Source organism: Undibacterium sp. YM2 (genome assembly GCF_009937975.1).
Classification (GTDB): Bacteria; Pseudomonadota; Gammaproteobacteria; order Burkholderiales; family Burkholderiaceae_D; genus Undibacterium.
In genome coordinates this window covers 229754-255806 of record NZ_AP018441.1, presented here as the reverse complement: position 1 = coordinate 255806, position 26053 = coordinate 229754, and the positions used below count along the sequence as shown (strand labels likewise).

19 protein-coding genes are annotated in these 26053 nt (G+C 50.9%); 11 read left to right on the top strand and 8 right to left on the bottom strand.

The window, feature by feature from the left end; all coding sequences use genetic code 11:
* Positions 1–10 precede the first annotated feature (10 nt).
* The 5 genes from UNDYM_RS01185 (at position 11) to UNDYM_RS01165 (ending at position 6086) form a co-directional block, all read left to right on the top strand.
* On the top strand, positions 11–799 hold the full coding sequence (locus tag UNDYM_RS01185; RefSeq protein WP_162039396.1) for a FadR/GntR family transcriptional regulator: 789 nt from the start codon (positions 11–13) through the stop codon (positions 797–799).
* A 371-nt stretch (positions 800–1170) separates the two neighbouring features.
* Entirely contained in the window at positions 1171–2082 is a 912-nt protein-coding gene (gene kdgD / locus UNDYM_RS01180) for a 5-dehydro-4-deoxyglucarate dehydratase (protein ID WP_162039395.1), read from the top strand.
* A gap of 24 nt (positions 2083–2106) precedes the next feature.
* Positions 2107–3684 carry an aldehyde dehydrogenase (NADP(+)) gene (locus tag UNDYM_RS01175; protein WP_162039394.1) on the top strand — a complete coding sequence of 526 codons (1578 nt, stop codon included), beginning with the start codon at positions 2107–2109 and terminating at the stop codon, positions 3682–3684.
* A gap of 127 nt (positions 3685–3811) precedes the next feature.
* The gene (locus UNDYM_RS01170) at positions 3812–5182 is read left to right on the top strand and encodes an MFS transporter (protein ID WP_162039393.1); all 1371 of its coding nucleotides are present in this window, start codon (positions 3812–3814) and stop codon (positions 5180–5182) included.
* A gap of 1 nt (position 5183) precedes the next feature.
* Entirely contained in the window at positions 5184–6086 is a 903-nt protein-coding gene (locus UNDYM_RS01165; RefSeq protein WP_174244914.1) for an SMP-30/gluconolactonase/LRE family protein, read from the top strand.
* Between the two features lie 82 nt (positions 6087–6168).
* Here the strand turns inward: UNDYM_RS01165 and UNDYM_RS01160 are convergent, their stop codons facing one another.
* From UNDYM_RS01160 to UNDYM_RS01140, 5 genes are all read right to left on the bottom strand, one after another.
* Positions 6169–8037 (bottom strand): glycoside hydrolase family 28 protein, encoded by a 1869-nt coding sequence (locus UNDYM_RS01160; RefSeq protein WP_162039392.1) that lies wholly within the window; start codon positions 8035–8037, stop codon positions 6169–6171.
* A 26-nt stretch (positions 8038–8063) separates the two neighbouring features.
* Positions 8064–10787: a pectinesterase family protein gene (locus tag UNDYM_RS01155; RefSeq protein ID WP_162039390.1), complete on the bottom strand. Its 2724-nt coding sequence runs from the start codon at positions 10785–10787 to the stop codon at positions 8064–8066.
* Positions 10787–11608, bottom strand: coding sequence for a rhamnogalacturonan acetylesterase (locus tag UNDYM_RS01150; RefSeq protein ID WP_162039388.1), 822 nt, complete (start codon positions 11606–11608; stop codon positions 10787–10789). Before UNDYM_RS01150 ends, UNDYM_RS01155 begins: the two co-directional genes overlap by 1 nt.
* Positions 11609–11690: 82 nt before the next feature.
* Positions 11691–14384 carry a TonB-dependent siderophore receptor gene (locus UNDYM_RS01145; protein ID WP_162039387.1) on the bottom strand — a complete coding sequence of 898 codons (2694 nt, stop codon included), beginning with the start codon at positions 14382–14384 and terminating at the stop codon, positions 11691–11693.
* Between the two features lie 246 nt (positions 14385–14630).
* Complete coding sequence (locus UNDYM_RS01140) at positions 14631–15329, bottom strand: FadR/GntR family transcriptional regulator (protein ID WP_174244975.1); 699 nt, start codon at positions 15327–15329, stop codon at positions 14631–14633.
* Positions 15330–15732: 403 nt separating this feature from the next.
* Between UNDYM_RS01140 and garD the strand changes: the two genes are divergently transcribed.
* From garD to UNDYM_RS01110, 6 genes are all read left to right on the top strand, one after another.
* Positions 15733–17310: a galactarate dehydratase gene (garD, locus tag UNDYM_RS01135; protein ID WP_162039384.1), complete on the top strand. Its 1578-nt coding sequence runs from the start codon at positions 15733–15735 to the stop codon at positions 17308–17310.
* Between the two features lie 55 nt (positions 17311–17365).
* Positions 17366–18190 (top strand): NAD(P)-dependent oxidoreductase, encoded by an 825-nt coding sequence (locus UNDYM_RS01130; RefSeq protein WP_162039382.1) that lies wholly within the window; start codon positions 17366–17368, stop codon positions 18188–18190.
* 606 nt (positions 18191–18796) lie between these two features.
* Positions 18797–19528 carry a cytochrome b/b6 domain-containing protein gene (locus tag UNDYM_RS01125; protein WP_162039380.1) on the top strand — a complete coding sequence of 244 codons (732 nt, stop codon included), beginning with the start codon at positions 18797–18799 and terminating at the stop codon, positions 19526–19528.
* A gap of 35 nt (positions 19529–19563) precedes the next feature.
* Positions 19564–20235, top strand: a complete 672-nt coding sequence (locus tag UNDYM_RS01120; RefSeq protein WP_162039379.1) for a response regulator transcription factor — start codon at positions 19564–19566, stop codon at positions 20233–20235.
* Positions 20232–21581, top strand: coding sequence for an ATP-binding protein (locus UNDYM_RS01115; RefSeq protein ID WP_232063662.1), 1350 nt, complete (start codon positions 20232–20234; stop codon positions 21579–21581). Before UNDYM_RS01120 ends, UNDYM_RS01115 begins: the two co-directional genes overlap by 4 nt.
* Positions 21582–21615: 34 nt before the next feature.
* On the top strand, positions 21616–21993 hold the full coding sequence (locus UNDYM_RS01110) for a PepSY domain-containing protein (protein WP_162039378.1): 378 nt from the start codon (positions 21616–21618) through the stop codon (positions 21991–21993).
* 50 nt (positions 21994–22043) lie between these two features.
* On the opposite strand, the gene UNDYM_RS01105 is transcribed toward UNDYM_RS01110, so the two are convergent.
* From UNDYM_RS01105 to pncB, 3 genes are read right to left on the bottom strand one after another with little or no spacing between them, the layout of a single operon-like run.
* Positions 22044–23081 (bottom strand): bifunctional nicotinamide-nucleotide adenylyltransferase/Nudix hydroxylase, encoded by a 1038-nt coding sequence (locus UNDYM_RS01105; protein ID WP_232063661.1) that lies wholly within the window; start codon positions 23079–23081, stop codon positions 22044–22046.
* A 33-nt stretch (positions 23082–23114) separates the two neighbouring features.
* Positions 23115–24818, bottom strand: coding sequence for an NAD+ synthase (locus UNDYM_RS01100; protein ID WP_162039376.1), 1704 nt, complete (start codon positions 24816–24818; stop codon positions 23115–23117).
* Positions 24812–26035, bottom strand: a complete 1224-nt coding sequence (pncB, locus tag UNDYM_RS01095; RefSeq protein ID WP_162039375.1) for a nicotinate phosphoribosyltransferase — start codon at positions 26033–26035, stop codon at positions 24812–24814. The genes UNDYM_RS01100 and pncB overlap by 7 nt, the downstream gene beginning before the upstream one ends.
* Positions 26036–26053 lie beyond the last annotated feature (18 nt).

Sequence of the window (26053 nt, the reverse complement as noted above, 5' to 3'; positions counted from 1 at the left end):
TACCCGGCTCATGGAAACTCAAGACTACGCCAACGCTCTGCCTACCAAAAGACGGCATAAGAGCCTGTCTCAGGGGCTGGTAGAAAGTATCAGCAATAACATCAAGAATGGCATCCTGAAGCCGGGTGAAAAGCTGCCTACCGAATCTGCCATCATGAATCTTTATGATGTCAGCCGCACCGTCGTGCGTGAAGCCATTTCGCATCTGCAGGCTGCCGGGCTGGTGCAAACCCGTCATGGCATAGGCACTTTCATCCTTGAACCCAGCCAGGCTGCCAGCACCGGCATGTTGCGCGAAGCCATCGTCACCGTCAGGGATGTGCTGGACATACTGGAACTAAGGATCAGCCTGGAAACCGAGGCCGCCTGGCTGGCCGCTTCGCGCCGTACAGAAGAACAGGCGGCAGCGCTGGGCAAGGCGCTGGAAGATATCCTGGCCAACAAGACCGAAGAAAATGCCTCGGTCAATGCCGATGTGCGCTTTCACCTGCTGATTGCGCAATCTACTGGCAACCGTTATTTTGTTGACATCCTCAGCAACCTCGGCACCACTATCATCCCGCGCGCCAGATTGAAATCTGCGATGCTGACGCTGGAGAGCAGTACCGGGAATACCAGTCAAAATAACAACAGTGGCAGCAGCTACCTCGAAAGAGTGAACCGCGAGCATGAGGATATCTACCTCGCCATACAGCGCAAAGACCCAGAAGCCGCCCGCGCTGCCATGCGTACCCACCTCAGCAATAGCCGGGAAAGATTGCGACAGGCGCAACAGCGTATAGAAGGCCCCACAGTTTAGTCCGGTTCTTCAGCTTAAATAAGACTTACGCAAAATTGTTCCAGCAAGGCTGTCGCTGTAGGAAACGGCTCTTGCAGGAGCCGTTGGTTACGTTGGCAGACAGCATGCTGTCTGAAACCCCAACTACACCGTAGCGACGAAGACAGTACTTTAGTACCGAATTTGACAAATGCGGGAGCTGCAACGCAGCTGGGGCGGTTTTGCGTAGGTCCAACGAAATTCAAAATTTTTAAAAGTGTGCTTGTCTTCTCTTATTTTAAGTTGTACGATGACGTATGACTTAAAGAAACAAATAAGCTTACGCACTTACTTTTTTAAAACCCGACCAAACCTGGTCATGACGAATCCAGGTTTCCATTTCCGGAGCTACCATGCATCCTCAAGAACTGAAACAAATCCTGTCCTCTGGCCTGCTGTCTTTTCCCCTGACTGACTTTGACGCGGCTGGCGACTTCAATGCCAAGACTTATGCAGAACGTCTTGAATGGCTGGCCCCCTATGGTGCCAGCGCCTTGTTTGCTGCCGGTGGTACGGGTGAATTCTTCTCGCTGACAGGTGGTGAATATTCCGACATCATCAAGACTGCCGTAGATACCTGCCGTGGCAAAGTGCCTATCCTGGCCGGTGCCGGTGGCCCTACCCGCCAGGCCATTGCCTATGCACAGGAAGCAGAACGCCTGGGCGCACACGGCATTTTGCTGCTGCCACATTACCTGACTGAAGCCAGCCAGGATGGCCTGATCCGTCACGTAGAAGAAGTCTGTGCTTCGGTTAAATTTGGCGTGGTTGTGTATAACCGTGGCAATTGCCGCCTGACCGCTGATTCCCTGGAAAAACTGGCAGCACGCTGCCCTAACCTGATCGGCTTCAAGGACGGCATAGGCGATATCGAATTGATGGTATCGATCTGGCGCCGTATGGGCGACCGTTTCAGTTACCTCGGTGGCCTGCCGACTGCAGAAGTTTATGCAGCGGCTTACAAGGCACTGGGTACACCGGTTTATTCTTCTGCCGTATTCAACTTCATGCCAAAACTGGCGATGGACTTTTACCATGCCATTGCAGCAGATGATCACGCTACAACAAACCGTCTGCTGGATCAGTTCTTCCTGCCTTACCTCGAAATCCGTAATCGCAAAGCCGGTTATGCAGTGAGTATCGTGAAAGCTGGCGCACGTTTGGTTGGTCACAGCGCAGGCCCGGTACGTGCACCACTGACCGACCTGACAGAGGAAGAAGATGCCATGCTGCACAAATTGATTTTGGCGCAAGGTCCACAATAAATTCAGAAGCAAAGGGAGTACAGAATGCAAATCACCGGGCAAATGCTGATCGGTAAAAAAGCGGTTTTTGGTCTGGCAGGTAATGTCAAAGCCATAGACCCATCGACCAATCAGGAAATCGAGCCTGTTTTTGGCTTCGCTACAAAAGATGAAGTTGAGCAGGCTTGCCTGCTGGCTGAACAGGCGTTTGACAGCTACCGCACCACCAGCCTGGAATTGCGGGCGCGCTTCCTGGAAGCGATCGCCACAGGCATCATGGATTTGGGCCCTGCACTGATAGAACGTGCAGCACAAGAAACCGGCTTGCCTGTCGCCCGCCTCGAAGGTGAACGTGGCCGTACCGTCAATCAATTGCGCCTGTTTGCCAAGGTAGTACGCGATGGACACTGGCTGGATGCAACCATAGACAGCGCCTTGTCAGAACGCGCGCCACCTCGCCCGGATTTGCGTCTGCAAAAAATCGCACTGGGCCCGGTTGCCGTATTTGGTGCCAGTAATTTCCCGCTGGCGTTTTCAGTAGCGGGTGGCGATACTGCATCTGCCCTGGCCGCTGGCTGCCCTGTCGTCGTCAAGGCGCACAATGCCCACCTGGGTACGGCAGAACTGGTAGGCCGCGTCATACAAAGAGCCGTAGCGGATTGCGCCTTGCATGAAGGCGTATTCTCCATGCTGGTAGGCGCTGGCAGTCAGGTCGGCCAGCAACTGGTTGATCATCCATCCATCAAGGCGGTGGGCTTCACTGGCTCCCGCTCTGGCGGTCTGGCACTGGTAAAAACTGCCAGCCAGCGCAAAGAACCTATCCCGGTGTATGCAGAGATGAGCAGTATCAATCCGGTATTCTTGCTGGATCATGCTCTGGGCGAACAAACCACGACACTGGCGAAGAATTTTGTCGATTCTCTGGCCTTGGGTGCTGGTCAGTTCTGCACCAACCCTGGGCTGGTCATCGCCATAGAGAGCGCAACAGCACGTCAATTCTTGCAAGATGCCGCCAGGGCTTTAGAAGACAAACATGCAGCGACCATGCTGACACCTGGCATACACCAGGCCTATGTCAAAGGCACTACGCATCTAGCTGACATAGCGCAACTACAATTGGTGGGCAAAGGCCAGCAGGCAGAATCCCCATGCGCAGCACAAGCGATGCTGTCTGTATGTTCGGGCACGACTTTCCTGAATACCCCAGCCTTGCAGGAAGAAATTTTTGGACCTTCTTCCATTGCGATCCTGTGCAAGGATTTTGATGAAGTAATCGCGGTCGCGTCATCACTGGAAGGTCAATTGACAGCGACAGTACATGCTGTCGCTGACGATCATGCCCAGGCCAGGAAGCTATTGCCAGTGCTGGAAAGAAAAGCCGGACGCATCCTGTTCAATGGTTTCCCTACTGGCGTGGAAGTGGCGCATGCGATGGTACACGGCGGCCCTTTCCCGGCAACCTCGGATAGCCGCAGCACTTCAGTTGGTGCATCAGCGATCGAGCGCTTCTTGCGCCCGGTGTGCTATCAGGGCTTCCCGGCGGATTTGTTGCCAACGGCACTGCAGGATAGCAATCCCCTGCAACTTGCACGTATGATGGATGGGAAACTGACACTCGCTTAAAGAAAGATGAATCAGCCTGGGCACGCCCGGGCTGTTTTGTAAATGTTTTGCAAAATGAGCTCATGTACACAGCACTCAAAAAGAAGTGCAGACATGGCAATAAAAATCATCATCAGGAGACGCTCGCATGAGCCAGCAAGCTATAGGAAAATACCGGTGGACTATTTGTGCCCTGCTATTTTTTGCCACTACCGTCAATTACCTGGACCGCCAGGTACTCAGTCTGTTAGCACCCGATTTATCCAGGGAATTTGGCTGGACCAATACTGACTATGCCAATATCACGGCGGTGTTCCAGTTTGTATATGCCATCTCCATGCTGTTCGCCGGTCGTTTTATCGACAAGATAGGCACCAAGAAAGCTTATCTGGTCGCCATTGCAGTATGGTCAGTTGGTGCGGTCATGCATGCTTATTCCATCATGCTGGGCGAAGGCATGGTCAGTGCCCTGACTGCGCTGGGCATAGCGGCAATTCCAGTGTCTGTAGCAGGCTTCATGATCTCGCGTGCAGTGCTGGCAATAGGTGAAGCCGGTAACTTCCCTGCAGCGATCAAGGCCACCGCAGAATATTTTCCCAAACATGAACGCTCTTTCGCCACCGGGATCTTTAATTCTGGTGCCAACATCGGTGCGATCCTGGCGCCTTTGACTGTGCCGTTGATTGCAGCGCAATGGGGTTGGCAGTCTGCTTTTATCATCATAGGCGCGATAGGTTTTGTCTGGATGATTTTCTGGCAGATGTTCTATGACAAACCTGAACAGCAAAAATATCTGTCAGCAGCAGAACTGGCCTACATCAATAGCAGTGATGCACAAGCAGCAGAGGCGAGTGCTCCTGGCGATGCGGGGAAAAAAGTATCCTGGTTAAAACTGCTGTCTTATAAGCAAACCTGGGCCTTTGTCATCGGCAAGTTCATGACAGATGGCGTGTGGTGGTTCTTCCTGTTCTGGCTACCTAAATATCTGGAAGCACAGTACAAGATGCAAAAAACAGAGATCGTCGTGCCGCTGGCAGTGTTGTACAGCATGACCATGATAGGCAGCATAGGCGGCGGTTATTTCCCCAGCTATTTCATGCGCCGTGGCGACAGTGCCTATAATGGCCGCATGAAGGCCATGCTCGTGATTGCCCTTTTCCCACTCGTGGTTTTGCTGGCACAACCATTTGGTTATCTCGGCTTCTGGGTACCGGTATTACTGATCGGCATAGGCACGTCTGCCCACCAGGCCTGGTCTGCGAATATCTTCACGACCGTGTCTGACATGTTCCCGAAAAAATCGGTGGCGTCCATCGTCGGTATCGGTGGCATGGCGGGTGGCCTGGGTGGCGTACTGGTCTCCAAAACCGGTGGCTGGCTGTTTGATTATTACGGAAAACTGGGACAGATACAGACTGGCTACACCATCATGTTTACTTTCTGTGCAGTCGCCTATCTGCTGGCATGGGGCATGATGAAAGCGCTGGTGCCTACCCATAAAGAAATCACAGATCTGTAAGATGACTGAATTTTCTCCTATAGAGTCGATACCAGCCGTGAACTGCATCGTCGGTGAAAGCCCTCTGTGGCATGCGGAGCAGGCGGCCTGGTATTGGGTCGATATACCGGCAAAAACCATCTGGAAACTCGATGCCAGGAATGGTCAGTTGACATCCTGGCTGACCACAGAAATGGTCGCCTGCATCGCCCTGAAACAGGACGGCGATTTTATTGCAGGTATGGAGAGCGGCCTATTCAATCTGCATCTTGGTGAAGGCTCTCGCGCCCTGCAGACCCGTCTCGCAGCGCCTGCAGAATTGAAGGAGTCAGGAACTGGCATGCGTTTCAATGACGGGCGTTGCGACCGCCAGGGACGTTTCTGGAGTGGCACCATGTTCATGGATATGGCTGCAGCGAAAGCGATAGGCAATCTCTACCGCTATTCAACAGCACAGGGACTGTCGGCCCCTGTCGTCAGTAATCTGCTGACCCAGAATGGCCTGGCATGGTCACCCGATGGCAAGACCATGTATTTGTCGGACTCTCATCCTGCCAGCCAGACTATCTGGGCACTTGACTATGATGTGGAAGATGGCATGCCACATAACAAGCGCGTGTTTGCCGACATGAAACCCATGGCTGGCCGTCCTGACGGTGCCGCCATGGATATAGATGGCTGCTACTGGATATGCGGCAACGATGGCGCCTGCCTGCTGCGCTTCACGCCTGCAGGCAAGCTCGACCGTACCATAGCCCTGCCAATGAACAAACCCGCCATGTGCACCTTTGGCGGGCCTGACATGAGTACCTTACTGGTCAGCTCCATAGGTGCTGGCAAGGCAGAACATGATCAATGGGCAGGCAGCCTGGTGCTGGTGAGGCCGGGTGTGGCCGGTGTGCCAGAAACAAGATTCGCAAACTGATTTAATAATTTACCACCTGAAAGCGCAGCGGTACTTGAGCGCATAAGAGATAACATCTCTTATGCGCATTTTTTTGCATGGATTATGCTGAGAGCTGGCTATTGTGCAGTTTGTCACCTATCTGCACATTCTTCAACTCCAGACCCTTGACGTTGTACAGATACAGCGGGCTGGCAGCATTCACTGGCGTACCAAACTGGCAATCGCTGATGGTCACATTGGTGACCGGGAAGATCATGGGATTCTTGTCGTCACCGTTATAGTCTGAGGCGACCGGGCCAAGGATGACGATGGCCTGGAAGCACGAGAACTTGCCGTTTTTGGTCGTGACATTACCCACTTTGACATTCGAGATATGCACATTCGTCACCACCGGTGGCCTGGTCCTGACATTGTCACTGACCGGTGCGTAGTCGCAATCAAAGGTAATGACAGCACCGGCAGCGGTGGCGACTGTCTTGGACTGTATCGGCGAGCCAGGCAGCGATGTGTAGAAAGACGGGCTGGTCTGCACACCATTCGGAATCGTAATATTGCGTACAAAGAAATTCTTGAGGTAACCGCCACGGTTCATATTCGTCTTCAGGCGTATTGCTGTGTTCAGTGGATTGGTGGCCCAGTTGATATTCTCGAACAAGAGATTTTGCGCATACACATTCTGTATGCCGCCCGCCATTTCACTACCCAGTGTCACCGCACCATGACCACTTTGCATGGTGCAATTCTGGATGACGATATTTTGTGAAGGGCCATACTGGGTATCCAGATTCTTGCCTGCCTTGATGGCGATGCAGTCATCGCCTGAATCAAAGGTACAGGATTCAACCAGTACATGATCACAGGCCTCAGGGTCAAAGCCATCGCTGTTCGGGCCATGACTTTTCGCCAGCACATCGCGTATCACCACATTACGGCAATGCACAGGATGGTGTTGCCAGAATGGGGTATGGTTAACCTGGTAGCCCTGCATCAGCACATTCGTGCAACTGATAAACTGTATCATCGGTGGACGCAGATTATGTCCCATGCCAAAGATACGTTTGCCCACGGGCACACCCGCTTCAGACAGGGATGGCAGATAATTCGCATCGGCACGCCATTTATCATTGTCACCCTGTATGCGCAGCCTTTGTTTTTCATCGAGTTGCGGTGCAATTTTTTCCAGGCTGGTCGCGTTCAAGTCATTTGCGGTATTTTCTGAGCGCTTGCCCAGCTTGTAATTCGGCGTGGTATTCTGTCCCACAGAATTGATGGTCTTTTGCTTGCCCTTCCAGGTCCACCAGCAATCACCATTATCATCAAAGGGCACACCGCCCTGGCCATCGAGTATGCTGCTCCAGTCATCACCAGTCAGGGCGATATTGTCCTGGCCATAGGCATACACCATGGGTGAGAAATTCAGGCAGTCATTACTCTGCCAGCGGGAGATCACCAGCTTGCCATTTGGCCCGCAGTCAAAGCTGCCGTATTTAGCATAGTCTTCAGGATTATTGCTGAAATAGATATGCGCTCCCTTTTGCAGATGCACATTCACATTCGACAGCAAGACGATAGGGCCTGCGCAATACCAGTTACCGGCAGGGATGATCACACGGCCACCACCAGCTTCATGACAAGTCTTGATCGCTTGTGTAACCGCGGGATAAATATCTTTGGCATTCGCGACTGGTGTAGATAAATTGTCCTGCTCTTCAAAAGATATCCAGGATTTGACTTTTTTCAATTCACAAGTGACGGCACCAAAATCAGTGATGCTGTAATCAGCAGCGCGAAATTTGAGGGGCTTGGCGAGGCGATCGACAATGTCCTGGGCTTTTTGCCAGGGGTCTTCTATCATGCTCGCGGCGAGCGCTCGGCTTGCTGGCAAGCTGCTGCCAGCAGCCAGGGACATCGTCTTGATAAAGTTGCGGCGCGCCGTCTGACTTGCCACTGTATTTTTTTCGTGTTTCATCTTGTCTCTCTTATGCTGTTACCGGTTTACTCTTCAGTATTATTAAATTCTGCCAGGAAGATACGCACAGGTGAAAAAGGCGCGTCATATCCCATCTGCTTTACAGGATCAATTTTTGCTGCCAGTAAATTCGCCCAGTAATCATCACTGGTAAATTGCGCAGGGCGGTAAGGCAAGGTGCCCTTCTTGTTCCAGTCTGACCAGGGCTGCTTTTTATTGATATGTGCACCGATGACAGAATTCATGACGACCATCTTGCCCACAGTTTCCAGCGTTTGCCGTCTGATTGTGCCTGTCGGTGAATTAAATACATCGACCTCGCCTATCTGACAGTCATATCCCGAAATTGGTACAGGTGCATACGGTGTGCAACGCTCGTTATGGAACCACTGGCGCGCCAGGCTGAATTTACCAGCGAGGGCATTGCTGCTGCCGTCATGTGTGAAACGGCAATGATCAAACACAAAACCGTAGCGCGACTTCACATTGGTGTTGGGGGCACCGACATAAGAGGAATTGCGGTCGCCCAGGGATTTGATTTCAGTTTCAAAAAAGTAGGCCGTGGCATCACCAAAAATAAAATCGACATCACCTTCTATGTAGGAACGCTGGAAAAACTGCCTGGCAGTCTGGCCATCCTTGCCTGACTTCATGTACAGGGTGTCCTGGAAGCCCAGCATGCGCACACCATCAAAATGCGTCTTATCTGCACCATCCAGCATGACGGCCAGCGCCTGGTGATGCACCATCTGGCTGCGTGCATAGATACCGTTTTCATCAGGACAATTACCCGGCTGGCAATCTGCGCGGGCATTGCCCTGGTCTTTGTTATAGGCATTTTCTATCGTCAGGTTTTTTGCCTGAAAACCGGGGCTCTTGACCCATAACACGGCAGTGCCAAAAGTACCCAATGCTGGCCGGTCTTTGATGCTGTTGTACATGGCGGCGATGTTACTGTGTACACCCGCGAACTGTGCAGAAAATTGCGTGGTGTAAGTGCTGCCCGTCGTTGCTGCATCAAGATTGGCACTGATGCGCGTCTTGGCGGCATCACTACCATACAAGGTGATGGGAATAGTCGTATCAGGCACATACACCAGTTCACGGTAAGTACCAGGTTTAATGTAGATGTGAATGCGCTGCTTGCCTGCTTTCGATTTTTCTATATCACCAACAGCCTGATTAACTGCGGCCTGTACTTGCCTGAATACCCTGACGCCATCTGGTGTGGCGTTGGCATCTACGACATAGTCAGGCACCAGTTGTGGCTCGGCGGCAATGGGGGCAGACAGCGGGTCCCAGGGCGCCACCTGTTCCTTACCCGGCAAACCTGCATATTTCAAAACTTCGCTGTAGGAAAAGTTCTTGGCAGCCTGCGCATCAAGTTGCGGACGCTTGCTATTGTCAGTTGCAATATTTGGTTCTGGATACGCAGCAAATGCCTTTTCGCACTGTCCAGGATTGGCAGCCACTGCATTGAAGACTACTTTATCACGGCCTTCCAGTTGCACATGTTCAAACTGGCTGCTGCTCTTGTCCGCTAGGCTGACATCCTTCATTTTAAGTGCAATGACATGTTCTGCATCATAGCCTTGCAGGATGATCTTACCTGGTGTTAAAGACTGCACATGCTCAAGACTGATATTGCGGTATTGGGGCACCAGATTACCTGTGGCAGTTTTACCGTAATGGGTATCAAAGTCTATTGGTGCCTTGACATTGCGTATACAGACATTGCGATAGTTGATGTTTTGTACCAGGCCACCACGCGAGACATCGCTCTTGATACGCAAGCCTGAAGTCGTGCCATCCATGCTGAGGTTTTCGACCAGCACATTGCTGACACCGCCATTGGTTTCACTGCCTATGGACATGCCATGGCCTGAATAAAAATGGTTATTGCGGATGGTGATATTTTCTGTCGGGCCGTTGTTACCCGCCTTGATGGCGACATTGTCGTCACCTGTACGGATGTAGCTATTGGCAATCGTGATATTGCGCGAAGAGATAGGGTCTATGCCATCGGTATTTCTGGCATTGGCGGGCGTATCGATGCGCACACCCCAGGCGGTAAAGCCATCAACCTGGTTCAGCGTGACATGAAAATTGGGTGAATTGCGCAAAGTGATATTGTGCAGGGTAAAGTCATTCGACTGCGTCACTTCTATGAGTCTGGGCACATTCTGGCGATTGTTTTCTTTTTGCGCACGCCGGGCGATCTGCCACCAGCTTTCTTCCTTGCCGGTAATACGTTCGCCACCCTGGCCATCAATAACACCCTCACCATAAATACCGCTGCCTTTGGCGCGTTCTACGGTGATAAAAGGTTTGCACCCCTTGCCTTTGTCATCATTGATGCCGCAGGTACCTGGGCCGCGGTCATAATCGAGCGGGTGTGTCGATGCATATAAAGTCACACCGGTATCAAGCAATAGTGAAACACCGCTGCGCAATTGCAAGGCACCGGACAGAAAAGCGGCCTTGCCATTACGGCTGCTCAGGCGCACTGCCTGGCCGGGGCGGCAGGCGTCTATTGCGGCTTGCAGGCTTTGTGTATCCGGTGCGCGGCCAGATGCAGCATTTTGTTTGCCACTCTCCAGTTGTGCTGTCAGCACACTGCAGATTGTCGGCGTTTGTGGTTCTTTTACCAGGCGGCTATCTTGCGCAAACACTGAGCTGGCATACAAACAGCCTGATGAGGCCAGTGCAGCAACAACAGCTAATGCAGAAGATTTTTTTCGCTTGCTCATCATCTGTTCCCTGCATTCACATACGCTTGCAAATTCGGCGCTACCAGCAACAATTCCTTGAGCACCATGGCAGAAAAATGTGCTGCGCCTTTGCTGCCCAGGTGGGTACGGTCAAAGGCAGATTTCGCTGCACCGGCTCTTTCAGTCTTTGCCAGGTCACCAGTCTCTGCTGGCAATGCGGCTGGTGGCGGTGCCATTGCCAGCGTATCGGCTTCAGCCTCGCCCATTGCCTGTACCGAGCTATAACTGATGGCATTCAAATCTATCATGGGCACACGTTTGTCGGCTGCCACTTTCATGCTGGCATCTGCCCAGGGCCGCAAATCATTTTGCAATTGCGTACCCTTGAAGCTGCGCCTGGTCAACGGCGTCACCAGCACGGCTTGCGCACCGGCTGCCTGCACATCATTGACATAACCTGCCATATTGACAGGGAATTCTGTTACCAGATCGGTAGAGCGACCGGGCTTGCCGGGCTGGTCATTGTGACCGAACTGTATCAATACCAAGGTCTGGCTGAATTGTGTATTGCTTGCCATGAGCTTTTGTACTACTTCCCATGAACCTTCAGCACGGTAACTGCCAGAGCTGCGCCCACCTTTTGCCAGGTTAAGGCAAGTCACCTCAGGCTTGAAGCGTGCGCACAAGGCATCACCATAGCCACTTTTGGGGGCCATGGTAGAGTCACCCACGAGTATGATGCGCGTAGGCTTGGTGGACAATGCAGGACCTGGCGATTCAGCCAGCCGTGTCTGGCTGCAAGCGCACAGCACCAATGCGCTGATCGCAGTCATGGCGATAGTGCGGAGTATAAGTTTCATGGGATTTTCTGGATTCTTAAAAAAAACAGGGTCTGCGAACAAACCCTGTCTCTGTCAAATGACTACATCACTACGTTAGTGCTTAAAAGTTATAAGTCACACGCGCATTGAATGCACGGCCTATCGGGCTGGCAGCGCTGCTCAAATAGCCATAGGTATAACCACTGTGATTGGTGACAGGTGGTTTGGCATCAAACAGATTGGTGATACCGAATGACAAGTTGGTGTTCTTGAAACCACGGTAACTGGCAGTCCAGTTCCAGGCCTGGTAACGCTCGATGTCCCTGAAGTATTCTGGGGAGACGAGGTTCTGGTCATGGTAACCAGTGTTAAAGTTTTGCGTCAGTTGGGAAGCCCAGTTGCCCGAATTCCATGACATGGTCAGCGTATGCTTCCAGCGGAAAGTAATGATAGGCAAGCTGCTGGTCGTACCATTGCTGGCGACACCAAAACGACCTACGTTGGAAACATAGGCGCTGTCTTTTTCCAGTTGGTTGTCGAACTGTGTCAGGTAAGTGCCATTCAATTCAAACTTGAAATTACCCAACGAAGTTTTAGGAATGGAATAAGCCAGGGCCAGGTCAATACCGGACGCTTTTTGGCCACCCAGGTTCATCGTGATGTTCTTGATGTAAGCCAGTGAGCCATCAGCATTACGCACGAACAGGTCAGCGTACTTGGTCGGGTTCAGGAAATAGACTTGCTCAGGCAAATTAGCCAGCATGTCTTTCATTTCTATATGCCAGTAATCAGCAGACACGGTCAGGTTTTGCAAAGGTTCAGCGGCTACACCCAGCGTAAAGCCTTTGGATGTTTCTGGCTTCAGGTCAGGATTACTGCCAGTCTGACGCGGCAATGCCACATTACATACTGCTGATGCGACCAAACCTGGCAAGGCTTTGCCTGTTCCGGCCACGCCTGGTGTACCACCTGGACATTGCACGGGATCATCCCATTTTGCAGCTGTCGTCGTATTTGCACCCGGTACGCGATAGCCATAACGGTCAAACAAAGTAGGTGCACGGAAACCGGTATTGGCAGAACCACGGAACATCAGAGACTTCATAGGCTGATAGCGGAAGCTGGCCTTGGGATTGATGGTATTACCAAAATCGCTGAAATGATCGTCACGAACCGCGACGTTGAAATTCAATTCCTTGGTCACAGGAATTTCCATCTCGGCATAAGCCGCTGCAACATTACGGGCACCTTGGCCATGGGAAGGGCCTGAAGCTGCATAAGTTACCACAGAAGTGATATCAGTCTTGGTATCTTCGGTAGTATCCCTGTGCAAGTCTGCACCGATAGCCAGCGTCAAAGGGCCGCCTGCCAGCGTTGTCAATTCTGTCGATGCAGTCAGATCGACACCTGTGAATGTACTGATGGAATGACGGTTCAGCGCACCATCTACCGAGATGCTTGCCAGGTACGCTTTACCGGCGGCGTCCTGCAAACCAAAAGGATTCAGCGTGCCGTTGGCTATGCCTGTCAGCAGGCCAGGTCCATTCACATAACCTGTTTCGTAGTAGTTATCACGCTGGCTGTGACCATAGACAAAACCAGCCTTGTAATCCCAGTTACCGAAACGGCCTTCATCATTGACGCTGAAGCGTTGGTTGATTTGTACGTCCTTGGTGGTGGCTTCTGCCAGGTCGGCGACACTCCATGTGACTGTCAGTGGCTCACCTTTGAGGCCTGCTACAGCAGGTACGCCGCCAGAGTTACCTGGATACCATTTGCTGGTCGATGGTATCAGGGCTGCGACACCATTTGCTGTCAGGCTGGTCGTTGGATTTTTTGTACCGAGGATGTATTCCTGGCCGCGCATGTAGTCGATAGTCAGGGTGTGGTCATCGCTGAATTTCTTGGTGCCCTTGGCATAGAAAGTGACTTGCTCGTTACCATACAGTGCAGTACCGTAATAGGCCGCATTCAGTATACAGGTATTCTTGGCGCCCTGTATGCTGTATGGCCCCTGGCAGCCTGATGCGTAGTAGGGATTGGCAGCGGTTTTGTTGGTCGCTGTCGTGAAGTTCGCTGGCATGGCATAGCCGCCGCTACCCAGTGTTGGTGCGCGGCCTATGCTGGTCAGTATATCTGTGGTGCTCAGTTCGGCACGATCTGAGGCCAGCAAGCGACTGCGGCGGTGCGCATCTACTGTGCCGTACAAATTCCAGCCATCTTTTTGTAAATCACCGACGCCAACCGTGGCGCTCAGGCGCTGTTCATCGCCACCACCAGATTTTTGTGGTTTGACATATTGTGCAGAGACGGAATTGCCAACCACTGTACGTTTGGTAATGAAGTTGACCACGCCGCCGATCGCGTCAGAACCATAGATGGACGATGCACCATCACGCAGGATTTCTACCCTGGCGATTGCGCTCATAGGGATCACATCAAGATTGGCATAACCATCGGCAATCGCTTCATTGGCCAGACGGCGGCCATTCAGCAAGACCAGGGTACGGTTAACGCCGAGGCCGCGCAGATTGATGTTGGTACCAGAACCGGCATTCGATGGTGCCAGTGAACTGGACTCAGGCAGGGACATCATCAAATCTGCCAGTGTGGTCATACCACGTTTTTCCAGCTCTTCACCAGTCACCATGGTGACTGGTAGTGATGCTTCTGATGCCAGGCGTTTGATCGATGAACCTGTTACTTCCACCCTTTGTACTTCTTGCGCCTGAGCCTGATTGACCATAGTCAGCACAGCCAGCGCTATCGATGACAATACAAACATGGGCCTTTGGAATTTCTTATCTTGTTTCATTTGCAGTCTCCTCCAGTTTTCATAGAATTCTCGCGTCCATGCCTCTTTGGGCATGGAGCACTAGTTGGAGCACCTCGCGTACTCTGTGCCACTGCGACGAAGATGGGCGCACAAAGCCCCACCGGGGTCACAGCCGGTCAAAAAATATAAAATCCGATTACTGCCGATACAGTCGCAAATGTATTCTTTGCTTTCTGACTGTTCTGCTTATTTGTATATGCACTTGGCGCTTGTGCGCCTATTTGCTCATCCGCGTGAGAAAGTCCTGGTTACCCGCTCAAGATGCGCCCGCATCGCCTTGCGTGCGGCTGCCGGATCATGGGAGGCAATTGCCTCCAGAATATTTCTATGATCAGTCAGTGTTTCCTGGCGCAAGTCTTCTGTCTGGAAATGCTCCTTCAATTTATGCCATAAACGGCCACGCTGGTTCCACAGATATTCAACTGTGCCCACCAGCGCACTATTGCCGGTTGCCCTGGCGATGGCCAGGTGGAAATTCCTGTCTGCGTTTTCATTACTGGAATAATTGGCATGATGTTTTTCCATTTCCAGTACGGCCTTCAAGATTTCATCTACCGCAGAATCAGTCGCTACTCTTGCTGCAATTGCTGCCACTTCTGCCTCTATCAGGCGACGTGCCGACAACACCTCAAACGGCCCCGGCCCGGCTTCAGGCACATTCGCCTGGGCTTCAGGCACCTCACTGACATAGACGCCAGAGCCACCTCTTACTTCAATCACACCACCGAGTTCCAGCGCTATCAGTGCTTCACGTAAAGATGCGCGACTCACACTCAATTTGGTTGCCAGGTCGCGCTCAGAAGGCAAACGCTCACCGGCAGCTATATTTTCTTCAGCGATCAGGGCCTGGATCCTGTCTGCTACCACGCGGTACAACCTGGGCTCATGCGTCAGCCCTTCGTTCTGTGAACTATTTTTTTTCATCATGGTGTTTGCTACCCGTAGAAAAGCTTAATAAAAGCAATTCGGTCAGACCATTCTAATGTGGTCAGACCAAATTTGCAATGTGGACTAGCCAGATTTTTTATTTGGTGGCATACTCGCCACAAATGATACGAGAGGGATTATAGCGGACTCTGCATTTCCTCCCGTAGAAAAAGAAAAATCTGACGGTATAAATAGAGGGTTTTCATAGGGGAAGCCGGTCTCTTGAGAGCAATGATGCAAATTACCAACGCGGCCAGAACTATATTTGCAAATGTTCATGCCAGTTGCTTTCTGGTATGACCACTTTGATGAAAACCAGGTTTTTCAATAAAAATAATTGTGCACAGCTCATCTCTTTGTGCATTGATAGCCACAAGTGGCAAAGAAGGGGGAATACAAAATGACGATAGCCAGCACCAGCCTGCCGCTCAGCTCGCCGTTATACATACGCATGCATGACAAGGACAATGTGGCGATTGTTGCCAATGATGGTGGTTTGCCGGCGGCGACGGTCTTTCCCTGTGGCCTGAGCTTGCTGGAGCATGTTCCACAGGGGCATAAGCTGGCCTTGCAGGATATTCCCGAGGGTGCTGCCATCACCCGTTATAACGTCACCATAGGTTATGCGGTACGCGCCATCCCCCAGGGTAGCTGGGTAGAAGAGTCATTGATACACATGCCCCCCGCCAGGGAACTGGTGGATTTGCCCATCGCTACCGTGCACGCACCGAATACTGAACCACTGGAAGGCTATACTTTCATGGGTTACAGGAATGCGGATGGCAGCGTGGGTACGCGCAATATACTGGCGATCACGACAACAGTGCAATGTGTATCCGGTGTGGTTGAGCATGCTGTGAAACGCATCAAGGAAGAACTCTTGCCGAAGTATCCCAACGTCGATGATGTCGTCGGCCTGGAACATACTTATGGCTGCGGCGTCGCGATTGACGCACCAAATGCCAACATCCCCATACGCACGGTGCGCAATATCAGCCTGAACCCTAACTTTGGCGGGCAAGCCATGGTGGTCAGCCTGGGTTGTGAAAAACTGCAACCAACACGTTTATTCCCCAAGGGTAGTATCCCCATCAAGAAGGGTGATGAAGGCAGTGGAGAACCGGCGCTGGTGTGTCTGCAGGATCAGGTGCACGTAGGCTTCAACTCCATGATCGCCTCGATCATGAACACCGCAGAAAAACAATTGGCCGAGCTGGACAAGCGCCGCCGTGAACCTTGCCCTGCATCCGAGCTGGTAGTCGGGGTGCAATGTGGCGGCAGCGATGCCTTCTCAGGCGTCACAGCCAACCCGGCGGTCGGCTTTGCGACAGATTTGCTGGTGCGTGCCGGTGCGACGGTCATGTTTTCTGAAGTGACGGAAGTACGCGATGGCATAGACCAGTTAACCTCACGCGCAGCCAACCCGGAAGTGGCAGCCGCCATGATCAGGGAAATGGCCTGGTATGACGACTACCTGAAACGCGGCGGTGTCGATCGCAGCGCGAATACCACACCGGGTAATAAAAAAGGCGGGCTGTCAAATATCGTTGAAAAGGCGATGGGTTCCATCGTCAAATCTGGCAGCTCCACCATTTCTGGTGTTTTGTCACCCGGCGACAAGCTCACACAAAAAGGCTTGATCTATGCTGCTACGCCCGCCAGCGATTTTGTCTGCGGTACCTTGCAACTGGCGGCAGGCATGAATTTGCATGTATTCACCACCGGGCGCGGCACGCCTTATGGCCTTGCCGCAGTCCCCGTCATCAAGGTCGCCACCAGGAACGATCTGGCCAGGCGCTGGAATGACCTTATGGATATCAATGCCGGCAAAATCGCCAGCGGCGAAGCCACAATTGCTGACGTGGGTTGGGAGCTGTTCCAGATGTTGCTGGATGTTGCCAGCGGCAAGGAAACCTGGGCCGAACACTGGAAATTGCATAATGCACTTGTCCTGTTCAACCCGGCGCCGATTACCTGATCAATAGTCTCAGCAGAAACGCGTTTCAAGAATTCAATAGAAGAGAAAGAATCCCATGAACACTAATATTACTGAAAAACCATTCAACCGCATTTTGCTGACCGGTGCAGCAGGTGGCCTGGGCAAAGTTCTGCGTGAACGCATCAAGGCATGGGCCAATATCGTCCGCCTCAGCGATATCGCCGATCTTGGTCCAGCGGGTGAAGGTGAAGAAGTCGTCCAATGTGACCTGGCCGACAAAGCTGCTGTGCTGGCATTGATGGAGGGCGTGGATGTGGTACTGCATTTTGGCGGTATTTCTACTGAAGCCAATTTTGAAGCCATCATGCATGCAAACATACAGGGTACCTACAATATCTATGAGGCGGTACACAAGCACAATGTCAAACGTGTGGTATTTGCCAGTTCTAACCATGCAGTCGGTTTTTACCGTACTACGGATTATATCGATGCTGACATGCCTACCCGTCCTGACGGCATGTATGGCATCAGCAAATGCTTTGGTGAATCTCTGTCCCGTTTTTACTATGACAGATTTGGTATAGAAACCGTCTGCATACGCATAGGTTCATCCTTCCCTGTGCCAACGACACGCCGTATGCTGGTGACTTATTTCAGTTACGATGATCTGGTTGAAATGCTGCGCTGCTCTATCTTTGCACAGCGCGTGGGCCATACTATTGCCTTTGGTGTTTCTGAAAACCCGGGCAAATGGTGGGACAATAAAAAAGCCGCGCACCTGGGTTACAAAGCCAAAGACAGTTCTACGGTTTTTTCTCATCTGTATCCAGACAGCAGCGAGTATCCGGCCAAAGACGATATCACTACTATTTATCAGGGCGGCGGCTTTTTGTTGACGACGCCGCAATACAAAGATTAGATCAGAAAATAAGAAGCCGTTGCAACATCAAAAGGGCAGACAAAGTTTATTTGTCTGCCCTTTTTTCATTCACCGGCATTCAGATCAAGGAACTGGTAAAGAATATGAGAATGATTCTCAAAGAATGATTCCACCATCCCTTACAGCTTGTCTATGCTGACCCAGGCTACCTGGGCTGCATCATCCACCGTGCGGATATCAGGCAGGTGATCATTCTACAAATCAAAATAATGTGCATGGGTGATAGCGTATCTTACTATCGCATCTACATTAGCCATCGAATTTCCCTTGAGCATTACATTTCAGAACGTATAGACAGTGCCTGTCCATCGATAAAGTGGCCTCTATTTGAATCCTGGCTGTACCGTCCAGTTTCAATGCTCTTGCAGTCACGTCCGGCATGCAAGACGCCCTACACACCGACTCCAATCTCAACGGAGATTAACTGCTTAAGCTCATCTTAAGAATCAAAGTTCATTATTGCTTCCAGGATGAGAGCCCTGCAATTCCATACCCCTCCGTCTCTCGCATAGGTTCTTCATCAGCGAGTGGCAGATACATGATTTATAAGTTTGAGAATTCCCTGAATTCCTAGAGGAGATCAAAATGAGCGATATATCAAATTCACAAAGTGACACTAGTTGCGCCGAAAGTTCCACCAAGAAAATCCAGGTATGGGATGCGCCTGTGCGACTGACCCACTGGTTGATCGCCTTATGTTTTACAGGTGCCTATCTGACAGCAGAAGTGGATTCCTTGCGTTTGCTCCATATAAGCATGGGATACACCATGTTATTCTTGATCTGTTTTCGTCTGCTCTGGGGATTTATCGGCAGCAAATATGCACGCTTCTCTGAATTTGTGCGTTCACCCACAACTGTCATTCGTTATTTGCGTGGCATGCTATCCGGGCATCCAGCTCATTTCACCGGGCACAATCCGGCAGGCGCCATGGCGATTATTGCAATGTTAGGTCTGGGCTTAATCGTCACAATATCTGGCTATGCCAACTATAATGAATTGGGCGGCGAATGGCTGGAAGAAGTGCATGAAATAGCGGCCAATATTATGCTGACAGTAGTTGGCGTACACATTGCGGGGGTTTTACTTACGAGCTATTTATATCGTCAAAATCTGGTACGCAGCATGATAAGCGGCCGTAAACTGGGTCAGCAACAGCAAGCGATACACACTACCTGGCGTTCGGTCGCCATCTTACTGATGTTAGTGGTACTAGGAATCTGGACTTATCAGGCGAGTACAGCAACGTCTGCAACAAGCACAGAAAAGACACAGTCGGGCAAAGAACGTTCAGATAAAGACCGTGACAGAGATTGAATCTGGCAAAAATTTCATGACCATAGAGAACTGGTATGCGCATATTACTGGCAGAAGACGACCCATTACTTGGCGATGGTTTGCAGGCAGGCTTACGCCAATTCGGCTTTCAAGTCGATTGGGTCAGGGATGGTGATGCAGCAGAATATGAATTGCGCAGCCAGGTGTATACCGCTGCAGTACTTGACCTGGGATTACCCCGCAAAGATGGACTGGACGTGCTTGCCAGCATACGCAGGGCTGAGGTCAGCTGCCCGGTATTAATATTGACTGCACGCGATGCCATCCCAGATAAAATTCGCGGACTGGACCAGGGAGCCGATGATTATGTCATTAAGCCAGTTGACCTGAATGAGCTTGCAGCAAGATTGCGTGCTCTGATCCGGCGCGCGCATGGGCAGACAACTGAGAATCTGGAAGCACAAGATATTTTACTAGATCCGGGGGCACGAACAGTAAAACAGGCTGGCAGCGCAGTGGAAGTTTCGACGCGGGAATTTGATCTCCTGCAAACCCTTATGCTCAACGCTGATCGTGTGCTTTCAAGGGAGCAGATCGAGCACCATTTGTACAGTTGGGGACAGGAGGTAGACAGTAATGCCATTGAAGTCCATATACACAATCTGCGGAAAAAGCTCGGTGCAGCATCAATACTGACAGTGCGTGGTGTTGGCTACATGCTACCAAAGAGCAGTCGATCATCATGACCGCACGCCCATCGCTGAAAAATCGATTACTCATCCTGACATTAACAGCTGTCGCATCCATCTGGTTGCTGGCAACTGCCATAACCTGGTTCGATGCCAAGCATGAGCTGGACGAAGTGCTGGATGGCCATTTGGCACAAGCTGCAAGCTTGCTGGCAACACATCAAATACACGAGATTGTAGAGAATGGAGAATCTCAGGATACGCATAGTTTGCACAAGTATGCACCTAAAGTCATGTACCAGGTTTTTCATTCAGGACAACTTGGTTTGCGCTCTGCAAATGCGCCGGAGACTCCTATCCTGGACGTTTCCAAGGAATTAAAAGAGGGCTTTACAAGCATTCAAATTGGCAGCCAGCAGTGGCGGGTATTTTACACAATCGGTGCTGACGCAGATGTGCAGGTTTATGTAGCAGAAGAAGTACAGGCGCGCACTGCAATCCTGTATGCAGTTTTACGTAGCCTGGTATTGCCGTTCATCATTGCACTTCCCTTGCTTGCAATAGCGCTATGGCTGGCCGTGCGACAAGGTATGAGCCCTATCGTCAAATTAGGTCAAGTACTTGAGCAGCGCCAACCATCGGCAGTTAACCCGATTGAGATGAATGGCACAAGCAAAGAAACTCAGCCTGTTATTCAAGCATTGAATGGCTTGCTGGAACGCATTGCCGGCCTGATGGAGTCAGAAAGAAGATTCACGGCGGACGCGGCCCACGAACTGCGCACCCCACTTGCCGCCCTGCGCACCCAGGCCCAGGTAGCGATGGTAGAACATGATGAAACTAAACGCCAGCATGCATTAAAAGGCACGCTGGAGGCCTGCGACAGAACATCCCGTTTGATTGAGCAATTACTAACTTTATCCCGACTGGAAAGCAACGCGGAAGCTGAATTTGTGAAGTTCGACATAGCGGTCATGATACGCAGCCAAATTGCAGATATTGCTCACAAAGCCATCAGCAAGCACCAAAGTCTGGAACTGGATGCGGACTGTAGTTGCGTTATCGATGGTAATGAAGTTCTGCTGGGTGTACTTGTTCGTAACTTGCTCGACAATGCCATTCGCTACTGTCCAGAAGCTGCACGAATTTTGATTCAATTGAGCTGCATCAATAGTCAATATATCTTAACGATTGAAGATAGTGGAAATGGTCTTTCGGATCAGGATATCTCCCGGTTGGGAGAGCGATTTTTTCGTATTCAAAGTAATGTAGAAAGTGGCAGTGGCCTTGGTTGGTCTATTGCAAAAAGAATAGCAGCGGTTCACAACATGGACTTGCAAGCCGGACGTTCAGAAAAATTGGAGGGATTAAAAGTGACACTGACAATACCTGTACATTACTGAGTCTCTCGTTCATATCAACAATCAGGAGTGCGCAATGAATTACGCCCGACTATTTCTTTTTTTCGCAACATGCGCTTTCGTCACTCTCTCACATGCGCAAAACAATGCGGATACACCCGCTCCACAAGTGAAAAAAACAGTAAACAATAATTCTAAAAAAGCCATGACTAGTCCAAAGGACCTGGAAACTGACAAGGGTTGCACGACATCAAACAAGTCTGAATGGCTGAGTCAGGATGAAATGGCTTTACTTGCCAAACATAGGGGCTACCAGTTTGAAAAAGTAAAAATATCATACGAAAGTTGCTACGAGATATATGGTAGCAATCGGGAGGGGGATTTGGTCGAAGCATATTTCGATCCCAGCAATGCAAGACTGATACGGCAAAACATTGTAAAGATAAAGCATTGATTGCAAATTCAGCTTGCGATGGGTCTCATCGCAAGCTTTCAAGAGTTGCCTCAGTTCTCGTTAGCGGTCAAATTGAGAAACTGGTCAAGAATATGGAAGTGATCATCAAAGAATAATTCTTCCATGTTTTCAAGTTTGTCTATGCTGACCCAGGCTGCCTGGGCTGCATCATCGGCAGCGCGGATATCGGGCAAGTGATCAGTCTGCAAATCAAAATAATGTGCATGGGTAATCGTGCGGCCACGCAGGCTGCGGCCTGGATGGTCGAACACTTTGACATCGACCAAAGCATGCTCAAGCGTAGATGCCAGTACCGCCAGATTGGTTTCTTCAAACAATTCGCGTATCGCGCCTTGAAACAGTCTTTCATTCTGATCGAGAAAGCCACCAGGCAGTGCCCACAAACCCTTGCCCGGAAAACCACCACGTTGCACCAGCAAGACATGACCTGCCGCCTTGACCACGGCGTCCAGGGTCACGAATGTTGGTGCATAGGGAGCTGCCTTCCATGCCTCCTGGTAAGCCAGCAGTTGTGCATGTTCTTTCACCAGCACCGCGTAGTGCGGCAAGATGCTCCAGGCCTTCAGGTACTGGCGCACACTCTGTGGCAGGTAATGGGCAATCACATCAAGTGATACGCGCATATCTTCCGCCTCAAACAATACCTTGCGTATGACAGTGGCATCTATCGCCAGCAATTGCTCGGCAGCGACCAACTGCCATTGCGGGAAACGGTTCAGGTAATAACTGGAGGCATCCTTGAAGTGACCTATCAGGGCAATGCGCTTCGCATAAGGAAAGTGCCTTTCCACCTTGCCACGCACTGCTGCCGCCCAGCGAGCATCATCATAATAATCACGCACGGCAATATACGACACCCTGTCACGCTCATCGGGCGTCAAAGTCGCATTGATCATGTCTGCCCGCTCTTGCCATGTAAATGGGTTCTTGGTACTGCGCGCATGGAAGGATGAACCCAGTATCACGACCACTTCTTCGGCAGTTTCCAGTGCCAGTTGCAGGAGTGTGGCATGGCCGTTATGAAATGGTTGAAAGCGTCCTATTAATACCGCAACGTCAATTTGCATGGCTGACTTCATAAAATAAAACTTTGATTAATCTTAATTGCTGTACTTTGCCGCAATCGGCATCTGCCGTCCACTACCAAAAGCACGGCCACGCACGCGGATGATGGGCGGTGCCTGACGGCGCTTATATTCATTGCGTGCCACCATGCCGATGATGCGGTTCATGCTTGTCACGCCAGCTTCTGTCTTTTGCAACTCTTGTACAAAGGCCTGAGCCTTGGCAAACTCATGCGCTGGCAGGCGCTTGCCTTCTATATGCCATTTCAGCATTTCATCGAGTTCATCATACGGTGGCAAGCTGTCGGTATCAAGCTGACCAGGTGCCAGCTCTGCTGACGGCGGCTTGGTCAATACATCTTGCGGGATGATTTCGCGCCCGGCTGCATCGTTGATATGTTGCGACAAGGAATATACTTCTGTCTTGTACAAGTCCCCAATCAGGCCCAGACCACCATTGGTGTCACCGTACAGGGTACAGTAACCCACCGATATCTCACTCTTGTTACCTGTCGTCAGCAACAGCGCGCCAAAGGCGTTTGAGTATTCCATAAGTATGGAGCCACGTATGCGTGCCTGCAAATTCTCTTGCGTCAATCCACGCAGGGGCAATGCAAATGCATCTTCAAAACCCTTGGCATATTGCTCCACCAGGCTCAGTATGGGATGCGTATACAGTTTGACTTGCAGGTTGTCACATAATTTGACTGAGTCAGATACTGAACCTGTGCTTGAATACGCCGATGGCATGGTAATGGCGATCACGTTTTCTGCACCCAGTGCCTGCACTGCCAGGGCAATGGTCAATGCCGAATCAATCCCGCCAGAAGAACCGACCACCACCTGCTTGAAACCACAACGGCGCGCATAGTCTTGCAGGCCCAGGACTATCTGACGACGGGTAAATTCTGGCACAGACAAGCCCGCACTATCCGGTTTGACTAATGCAGCACCATCGATCGCAGAGAACTGCTTGCCTGAGAACCCCAGCACCTGAAAATCTTCTTCAAATCGTGCAGCCTCAAAAGTCACGCCATGATCTGCTGTGACCGCAAATGAAGCGCCATCAAACACCAATTGATCTTGCCCACCAACCTGATTCACATAGAGCAGGGGCAATTGATGATGCGCAGCGGCCTTGGCAAACATCGCATGTCTTTGCTGGCGTTTTCCTATATCTGAAGGGCTGGCATTGATACTGATGATCAAATCGACCTTGGCTACTGTCAGTGCGTTGAAGGGATTAACCTGGTAATCATGCTCTTCATCATTCCAGCCATCTTCACAGACCATGAAGCCTAGTTTGTGACCAGCGACATCCAGTGTGCTGGCGACTTCCTGTCCTGGTTCAAAATGGCGGCGTTCATCAAAGATGCCATAAGTCGGCAGCAATTGTTTATAGTATTCAGCAACAATCTCACCATTGCGTATCGCCAGCAAAGCATTATGCAAAGCTTTACCCTGCCCTTTGTTTGGACGCACGGTGCCGATCACGCTGACGAGATCGGGGCAATCTTTGGAAGCCTGCATGATATTGGCCAATGCCTGTTCAGCCTTCGATAAGAAAGCGCTATCTTCGAGCAAATCGCCGGGGTAATAGCCACAAACACAGAGTTCACTGAACACTGCAACATCGGCATTTGCCGCCGCAGCTTTTTGCATGTGCTGGATGATCGCGGCAGTATTGCCAGCAAAGTCACCGACCATATAATTTAATTGTGCAACTGCCAGTTTCAACATGATGATATTCCTGGATACAACTTCGTTGACATTACGGGATGATGAAAAACCTGACGCAGGTAAGCGAGAAAGGTTTCATCAGTACACAAGGTCTTGCCAGCAGAATCAGATAATTTTGCGACTGGCTGGCCATTGCAGGACATGAGCTTCATGACGATATTCAAAGCCTTTATGCCAGTGTCATTCGTCAGGTTCGTGCCTATGCCAAAACCTGTCATGGTGCGGTCAGCAAAATGGCGGTACAGGCTGAAGGCAGTTTCCAGATTCAGTCCATCAGAAAACACCAGGCGCTTGGTATGTGCATCTATGCGTAACTTTGTGTAGTGCGCCAGGGCCTTTTCACCCCAGACCACAGGATCGCCAGAGTCGTGGCGCAGGCCATCAAACAGTTTGGCAAAGTACAGGTCAAAGTCAGACAGGAAGGCATCCATGCCGACCACGTCTGTCAAGGCAGTACCCAGGTCACCACGGTATTCTTGCACCCAGTCTTCCAGCGCCGCTTTCTGGAAATCACGCAGGCGCACGCCAAAGGACTGGTAAGACTGCAGGTATTCATGCGCCATCGTGCCTATCGGCACCAGCTTGTGTTTCTTGGCCAGATAGACATTCGATGTACCCTTGAAGAATTGCGGCACTTCACGCGCCAGCGTGGCGACGACTTCATCATGCCATTCGCCAGAGAAACGCCTGCGCAAACCAAAATCAAAGAATTCAAATGGATGGGTTTTGGGTGCTTCTTTTCCAAATTCACGGATTTTCTCTATCTTGGCTGCCAGCCTGTTTCTACCCTCAACCAGAGTTTGTTCTGTTTGCAAGCGGCGGAAATATAATTCATTGACGATATGCAGTACAAAGATTTCATATCCCATGACATGCACTTGCGGGCCGGTTGCCACGATCTGCAAGTTCTCGCCATCGGTACTGACCTTGATGAATTTACGCTGAAAATGAAAGACCGTTAAAAAGTCAGTGAAGTCACTTTTGATGAAGCGCAAGGAACGCAGATAATCAAGTTCATCTTCAGTAAAGTACAGCGCGCACAGGTGATCAAGTTCACGTTCAACATCTTCCTTTAATTCTGCCAGCGGATAAGCCGTGGAATTGCGGCAAACGAAAGCATATTCAGTCTGTGTATTTGGATGACTATGCAGCAAGGCTTGCCACATGGTGAATTTATATAAATCAGTTTCCAGCAAACTTTGAACTACGGGTTTCATATTTTTCTTTTCTAGTGT

Excerpts from the sequence above, each read along its gene's own strand:
- UNDYM_RS01100 (WP_162039376.1), bottom strand. The coding sequence starts at position 24,818 with ATGTTGAAACTGGCAGTTGCACAATTAAATTATATGGTCGGTGACTTT.
- UNDYM_RS01110 (WP_162039378.1), top strand. The coding sequence starts at position 21,616 with ATGAATTACGCCCGACTATTTCTTTTTTTCGCAACATGCGCTTTCGTC.
- UNDYM_RS01130 (WP_162039382.1), top strand. The coding sequence starts at position 17,366 with ATGAACACTAATATTACTGAAAAACCATTCAACCGCATTTTGCTGACC.
- UNDYM_RS01105 (WP_232063661.1), bottom strand. The coding sequence starts at position 23,081 with ATGCAAATTGACGTTGCGGTATTAATAGGACGCTTTCAACCATTTCAT.
- UNDYM_RS01175 (WP_162039394.1), top strand. The coding sequence starts at position 2,107 with ATGCAAATCACCGGGCAAATGCTGATCGGTAAAAAAGCGGTTTTTGGT.
- UNDYM_RS01140 (WP_174244975.1), bottom strand. The coding sequence starts at position 15,329 with ATGAAAAAAAATAGTTCACAGAACGAAGGGCTGACGCATGAGCCCAGG.
- pncB (WP_162039375.1), bottom strand. The coding sequence starts at position 26,035 with ATGAAACCCGTAGTTCAAAGTTTGCTGGAAACTGATTTATATAAATTC.
- garD (WP_162039384.1), top strand. The coding sequence starts at position 15,733 with ATGACGATAGCCAGCACCAGCCTGCCGCTCAGCTCGCCGTTATACATA.
- UNDYM_RS01115 (WP_232063662.1), top strand. The coding sequence starts at position 20,232 with ATGACCGCACGCCCATCGCTGAAAAATCGATTACTCATCCTGACATTA.
- UNDYM_RS01145 (WP_162039387.1), bottom strand. The coding sequence starts at position 14,384 with ATGAAACAAGATAAGAAATTCCAAAGGCCCATGTTTGTATTGTCATCG.
- UNDYM_RS01125 (WP_162039380.1), top strand. The coding sequence starts at position 18,797 with ATGAGCGATATATCAAATTCACAAAGTGACACTAGTTGCGCCGAAAGT.
- UNDYM_RS01185 (WP_162039396.1), top strand. The coding sequence starts at position 11 with ATGGAAACTCAAGACTACGCCAACGCTCTGCCTACCAAAAGACGGCAT.
- UNDYM_RS01165 (WP_174244914.1), top strand. The coding sequence starts at position 5,184 with ATGACTGAATTTTCTCCTATAGAGTCGATACCAGCCGTGAACTGCATC.
- UNDYM_RS01170 (WP_162039393.1), top strand. The coding sequence starts at position 3,812 with ATGAGCCAGCAAGCTATAGGAAAATACCGGTGGACTATTTGTGCCCTG.
- UNDYM_RS01120 (WP_162039379.1), top strand. The coding sequence starts at position 19,564 with ATGCGCATATTACTGGCAGAAGACGACCCATTACTTGGCGATGGTTTG.
- kdgD (WP_162039395.1), top strand. The coding sequence starts at position 1,171 with ATGCATCCTCAAGAACTGAAACAAATCCTGTCCTCTGGCCTGCTGTCT.
- UNDYM_RS01155 (WP_162039390.1), bottom strand. The coding sequence starts at position 10,787 with ATGAGCAAGCGAAAAAAATCTTCTGCATTAGCTGTTGTTGCTGCACTG.
- UNDYM_RS01150 (WP_162039388.1), bottom strand. The coding sequence starts at position 11,608 with ATGAAACTTATACTCCGCACTATCGCCATGACTGCGATCAGCGCATTG.
- UNDYM_RS01160 (WP_162039392.1), bottom strand. The coding sequence starts at position 8,037 with ATGAAACACGAAAAAAATACAGTGGCAAGTCAGACGGCGCGCCGCAAC.